Genomic DNA, 6,291 nt, shown 5'->3' with positions numbered 1-6,291 from the left:
CTCTGTCACGTTCTTGAGTTCGACGAGCGGTGTCGTCCCGACTCAGGTTTCTCTCAGGATGCGCTGCACCTCTTCCAACCGATAGCCTGATGAAGCCATGAGCCCTTCATAGTCAAAGGAGATGGGGGATATCTCAAACTTCCCGTAGTCGATCCCCGTTGCCTTCATGAGAATGTCCTTTTTCCTCGACATTATTCCGGAGTAGCTGACGTCCATTCTCCCTTCCCTTCCCGTCCGGTCAATTGACCTCTTGCCTCCTTGCCAATCGGCAGCAGTTCCCTTGGTGCTACTCCAAAGCTGTGATCGTCGATAGGGTTGACCTCGCAGAGCGTCCCTGACATCTCTCTTCCAATAAGCGTCTCGATCCTGACTTCTTCTCCGATCTCGGCCTCTTCATCCAGGAGAAAGCCCTTGATCCAGGCTTCATAGGGGACGGCTCTGGTAGAGTCAGGAAGGGTATCAGGCCTCTGATCCGGTTCCAGGATGATCCGATGAATCTTGACCAGATCTCCTCTTTTTGCGTCCGTCATGGTGTGCTGCTCCTTTTCATCTAAAAGCCAGGGGGCGATATGGCTGAGACGATAATAAGAGGAACGCTCCCTATGTTGGTGAACCTGTGCGGCGTGTTTTCGGTTATATAGATCGAGTCTCCCTCCTTCAGGTCGAATCTCTCCCCGCCGAATTCGAACCTGCCTTCTCCTTGAAGGACAAGAGCGGCCTCATCACCCTTGTGGGCCATGGGAAACTCGACACTCGAGGCTCCGATTTCAAGTCTACTGAGGAGGAATTCGATCCGGTGATTCGGATCCGAGGATAGCAGTTGATAGACCAACCGGGAATCTCGATTGATGAGAACTCTTCGCTCGCTTTTTCTTACAACGGGCCCTCTGGTTGACTCGGTTTCATCAAAGAAATGACTGACGGGCGTGCCCAAGGCGAGAGCGATTCTCCGAAGAGAATTGATAGACGGGTTGATGATCCCTCTTTCGACCTGACTGAGAAAACTCAGGCTGAGCCCCGTCTTTTCGGCGAGATTTGCAAGGGTGAGGCTCTGCGATTTCCTGAGCCTGCGAATCATTGCGCCCCTTGACTCTGCATAGGGATCTTTCATGGGTCTCACTAGTCAGAACGTATTCTCAGCATCACACCCCTTCATAGGTTCAGACGAGTCGTGTAAAGGATTCTTTTTCCCACGACCGTTCTGAGTAATTTGGTTTTAACTAATTCTACAAATTCTGTCAAGAAATTTCTAAATACTGAAATTCTTTTTCACCAAAATCGCCTCTGGACAAGGAATTCCCCGGTCTAGGTTCTTTCATAAATACTGTAATTTTTCAGAGATACGGCACCCCCCTCTCCTCCCGGCCTCTCCAAGCGGTGCGGCCCCGGCGTTTTTTTGTCATGCCTGGGGCACAGGGGGGCTTACCGTTCGACCCTGAAAGCAACAGGGCCTTTCTCAGTGTCCGGGCTCCGGCTCAGTCAAAGCCTGGCCCCTCGATCTTGACAGTCACCTCCGGTGGATTCCTAAGGGTCTTCTTGACATAGCAGAGGTCCGCAACCTTTCTCACCGCCCTTTCCCTTTTGGGCATCCCCACGGGTAAGGAGATCCGGATCTCGAACCTCGTGGCCCGCGAGTTCTTCTCGTCTCCCTCATAGGTTGCCTCTGCTTTCACCCCTTCCAGCGGTATCCCAACGGTCTTGTAATACCGCACCACGTTCATGACCGTGCAGGCGCCAAGGGATGCACAGAAGAGCTCTCCAGGGCTCATACCCCGGTTCGTCCCCCCGTCTTCCTCTTTCCAGTCGATAACGATCTCATTGTCTCCGCATTTCGCAGAAAAACGAACTCCCTCCTGTTGGGTCAGCAAAACCGTCTTGCCCATCAATCATCCTCCTTCTGATCGTAACGGGTCGTCCCGGCCTGGACCTCAAGGGTCCTGGGGTTGACCCTGCATCGCCATTGCCATCTTCTCGCGCATCGATTTCTGGAACTCGTACATCTCCTTGAAGACCTCGTACTTTCTTTGGTGAAAGGGCCGGGTAGAAAGATCGGGGCGGAATACCTTCCCCGCGCCGCACATTGCCCTCATCCCCTGGAGAACCCCTGAAAACTCCCCCGCCGCCACAGCCGCCAGGATGGCGGTTCCCAAGAGAACCGCTTCCGGTTCTTTCGGGATGACCACTTCGCATCCCGTGACGTCCGCGTTCTCCTGGATGAAGAGCCTGTTTTTCAGATGGCCGCCGCACAGGAGGATCCGATCGATCCTGTAACCGTGGGCGTTCATCGCCTCGATGATGTGCCGCGTCCCATACGCTAGGGCTTGTATTGTGGCATAGTACCAGAGGGCGACAGTCTCCGGAGTCTGGCTCAGGGTGAGCCCGCTCATCATCCCCCGGGCAAGGGGATCCGCTCTGGGTGACCGGTTCCCGTGATGGTACGGCAGCACATGGAGCTCGGCGACAATGGGGAGACCGCCTTTCTTTTTCAATCTCAAGACCATGCGGTTCAGGACCGTATAGACGTCCGATCCCTGTGCCCTGGCCTTTCTGAGGATTTCATCATAGGACGAGTTGTTCGTGACGACCAGGTCGATGAGCGATCCTGTGGCCGATTGTCCCCCCTCGTTCAGCCACATGCCTGGAAGCATGGCTCCATAATAGGGACCCCAGATCCCCGGAATGAACCTCGGAGAGGGAGACACGCCCATGTGGCACGAAGAGGTTCCGGCAATCAGAGCAAGGGCATGATCGAAGGGGTTTTCGGCGGCTTCCGAATCCTCCAGAACCGACCCCAGCAACCCGATTCCGCCAGCGTGCGCGTCGATTATGCCGACCCCTACGGTGACCCCGGCGGCCCTCAGGCCGAGCCCTTTTGCGGCGTCCCCCGTGAGCTCCCCTGCCACCTCTCCCATGGGGTGGGCCCCGGGAGGAACACGGTTGCCTTCAAAAAGATCCGGAATGCCGATCTCCTCGAAGAAATCGTGCCGGTATCCTCCGGAGGCCCCTTCGTGGCCGAGGTAGGTCCACTTGCACACAGTGGTGCAGAGACTCCTCATGTCGCTTCCCGAGGCCCTGTAGACCATGTAGTCTGCAAGATCCATGAAACGTCTCGCCCTCTTCCAGGTCTCTTTCAGGTTCTCCTTTATCCACATCAGCTTCGGAGGTTCCATCTCCGGGGATATCCTTCCTCCCACGTAGCGTAGAACCTCGTGGCCTGTACGGTTGATCCGTTCGGCCTGTTGGACGGCTCTGTGATCCATCCAGACGATGATGTTCTGATTCTCCTTTCCCGTCGGCGAGACGGTTACCGGCTCGAAACCGTCACCGAGAGCCACCAGAGAACAGGTGGCATCAAAGGAGATCCCTCGAACCTGTCCGGGATCGATCCTTCCGGTCCGGAGGCATGCACGGGTGGCCCTGCAGGTTGCTCTCCAGATGTCCTCCGATGACTGCTCGACCATGTCCGGCCCGGGTCTCCAGATCCTGATGGGACGGTCTGCCCTGCCCCTGAGTCTCCCCTGCGGATCAAAGGCTCCCACCCGAACACTTCCGGTCCCCACATCGACGCCGAGGAATATCTTTTCCATCTCCTCTCCTCCCCCATCCGGCTATGGCCCCTTTCGCAGGACTCTCTGGTCTGGGCCCTGTAGGGTCTTTACGGGAAACTTTCCCATAATTTCCTCGGTTCGGCAAGCCGGAGATCCAACCCTGATCCACCATCTATCTTCACCTGCGCAAACTCAGACTACCCGGCTGCCGTGTCATTCCTTCGCTTTGCTCAGGAGCCTGCCCTGAACCGAGTGAAGGGTCAAGCCCGAGCGGTCCTGGGGAGCGAAGAATCTCTGCTGCTCGGCTGAATGATCGAAACAAATGCGAGATTCTTCGTCGTCCTGCTTCTCAGAATGACAAGCCGGTTAGGCAATAATAGTTGATTCATCACGTAATTGACAAACCCTTCACCGCGTTGAGGATAAAATCATAAACCGAGCCGAGGGGAGTGAGACCCTGACGCTGGGTTCTGTAATCCCCTAGGGGAGCCGGGGGTGAAATTTCCCCGTGATCATGGTAGGTAGTTATCCATGATCTCGCGTAGAGATCTTGCCCGCCTTTCCCCTTGGATCGGGCTTTTGCAGGGATCGAGCGGAGTGGTCCATGTGACGAGGACGATGGGTATCATTGGAGGAGGTAAGAGGTTCCAGGAATGAAAGGGCTCTTCTGCCGTCGGAGCCGGAGGGAGGGAAGCCTTCTGTGAAAGATGAGCCGGGAGGCATGCCGAAAGGATACATGGGCAATGTGCTGACCGTTGACCTGGCCAGGCGGCGCTTCAGACAGGATCCTCTCGAAGGGCGGTTGAGGGATCGCCTTTTCGGAGGGCGGGGCCTGGGGATCGCCCTCCTGGTTGAACACTTCATGAGATTGGAGAGGGATGGGAGATACGGAAACGCCTTCCGAGAGGTATCCCCCCTGTCGGAAGATAATCCTCTCATCTTCTCGACCTCACCCGCAACGGGAACACCCGTGCCGACCTCCGGGCGGTTCCATGTGAGTTTCAAATCGCCCCTGACGGGCGGGTTGGGTAGCTCCAACTCGGGCGGTCACTGGGCTGTGGCCTTCAAGAAGACCGGAAACGACGTCCTCCGGATTACCGGCAGATCAGAGACGCCTGTCTGCCTGGTCATCACTTCCCAGGGAGTGGAGTTCCTGGAGGGAAAGGAATTTCTGGGCCTCGATGTCGAGGAGATCACAGGGCGCCTGCTCCGAGAGGCTCCCAGGGGAGCGAGGGTCATGGCCGTTGGCGAGGCCGGCCGCAGGCTTTCGAGAATCGCGGCCATCATGAACGACCGCGGAAGGGCCCTGGGCAGGGGTGGGGGCGGAGCTGTTTTCGGTTCGAAGAATCTCCTGGCCGTTGTGGCCTGTCCGGATGGGTCTCGGTCGATCGAGACCGCAGATCCTGGAGGACTCCGGCCCCATGCCGAAGATGGGATCGGATTCAAGGTAAAGATGAAGATCGATGTCGGCAAGCTGACCAGAAGAGAAGAGAACTACGGCATCCTTCCCTCCATGGGGACCCTGGGTATCCTCGGGATGGTGGCTGCCTTTGACGAGCTCGTCCATGACAACATGAGGGATACGAATCACCCCGCAGAAGGGGTCGAAAGGATCAGCGGTGAAGCCTTGAGGATGCATTCGGCCGCCGCCGGTTCAGGCCGGAATCGAATCGAGGTCAGAAAGGGAGCATGTTACAACTGCCCCATTGCGTGTGGCAGGATAACGAGGATTCGAGATGCCCAGGGCAGGATACTCGATCAGGGAGAAGGACCGGAGTTCGAGACGGTGGCTCTTCTCGGTGCCGATCTCTCGATCTATGATCTGGTGACGATCACAGAGGCCAACTACTGGGCGAACCGGTACGGACTCGATACCATCTCCCTGGGCGCCACGATTGCGGCATTTTTCGAGCTCTATTCCGTGGTCAAAGCAAAGGGGAAAGGCATCACTTCTCTCGAAAGGGAATTCCTCCGGGATGTCCAGGAGTTCGTTGTAGCGCATGGAGAACCCAGGTTCGGCAGGAAGGAGATCCTCGTGCCCCTGGTCCATGCCATAGGGAAATCAGAGGGTATCGGGAGGATGCTGGCCGAGGGTTCCTACCGGTTTTGCCGGAGGTACGGCCACCCGGAGTTGTCGATGACCGTGAAGAAGCTGGAGCTGCCTGCCTACGACCCCAGGGCCACTTTTGTCCAGGCCCTCTCTTACGAGATGTGCAACCGGGGTGGGTGCCACCTGGAGAACGGGTATACCGCGATAAGGGCCTATTGCGCAGGGTGGGCAGAGTGGCCGGGAGAACGAATCGAGGGGACAGCCCTCGTGGCAAAGAACGCGGCTCTCGGCAATACCCTGATGGATGTCATCGGCACCTGCGCTTTTTCCTCTCTTTCCCTGACTCTCGATGAGTTCGCCGGCCTGATGCGTAGCGTTACCGGCCTCGACTGCAATGCCGGTACTCTAGAGAGGATCGCCTGGCGGACCCTCACCCTTGAGAGGATCTTCAATATCCTGGCAGGCCTGACTTCCAAGGACGACTGGCTCCCAGAGAGGTTTTACAACGAAGAGATCGAGGTGGAAGGACATTCTGTGGCATGCAACAGAAAGGCATTTGCCCGGATGCACCGGGAGTATTACGGAGCCATGGGGTGGGATGAGGAGGGGATTCCGAGGGAGTCGACACTGAGGGAACTCGACCTTCTTGAGATCCTCCAGGACAGATTTGTCCCTTCCTGAAACCGGGAAGGG

General features: G+C 57.0%; 6 protein-coding genes. 1 reads left to right on the top strand and 5 read right to left on the bottom strand.

The genetic code is table 11. The annotated features are described in order from the left end of the window. Positions 1–42 precede the first annotated feature (42 nt). From JRJ26_15560 to JRJ26_15540, 5 genes are all read right to left on the bottom strand, one after another. Positions 43–216, bottom strand: a complete 174-nt coding sequence (locus JRJ26_15560; GenBank protein MBW2058903.1) for a hypothetical protein — start codon at positions 214–216, stop codon at positions 43–45. Continuing rightward, positions 192–530: a 2-amino-4-ketopentanoate thiolase gene (locus JRJ26_15555; GenBank protein ID MBW2058902.1), complete on the bottom strand. Its 339-nt coding sequence runs from the start codon at positions 528–530 to the stop codon at positions 192–194. The genes JRJ26_15560 and JRJ26_15555 overlap by 25 nt, the downstream gene beginning before the upstream one ends. Positions 531–550: 20 nt before the next feature. Further along, positions 551–1,111 (bottom strand): cupin domain-containing protein, encoded by a 561-nt coding sequence (locus JRJ26_15550; protein ID MBW2058901.1) that lies wholly within the window; start codon positions 1,109–1,111, stop codon positions 551–553. Positions 1,112–1,475: 364 nt separating this feature from the next. Beyond that, positions 1,476–1,883, bottom strand: coding sequence for an OsmC family protein (locus JRJ26_15545; protein ID MBW2058900.1), 408 nt, complete (start codon positions 1,881–1,883; stop codon positions 1,476–1,478). A 45-nt stretch (positions 1,884–1,928) separates the two neighbouring features. Next, on the bottom strand, positions 1,929–3,587 hold the full coding sequence (locus JRJ26_15540) for an FGGY-family carbohydrate kinase (protein ID MBW2058899.1): 1,659 nt from the start codon (positions 3,585–3,587) through the stop codon (positions 1,929–1,931). A gap of 682 nt (positions 3,588–4,269) precedes the next feature. Here JRJ26_15540 and JRJ26_15535 point away from each other — a divergent pair. Beyond that, a complete protein-coding gene (locus JRJ26_15535) occupies positions 4,270–6,279 on the top strand; it encodes a hypothetical protein (protein ID MBW2058898.1) in 2,010 nt (669 codons plus the stop codon). Positions 6,280–6,291: the final 12 nt, after the last annotated feature.

Source organism: Deltaproteobacteria bacterium, assembly GCA_019308905.1.
Classification (GTDB): domain Bacteria; phylum Desulfobacterota; class BSN033; order WVXP01; family WVXP01; genus JAFDHF01.
This window is presented reverse-complemented; position numbering and strand designations above follow the sequence as displayed.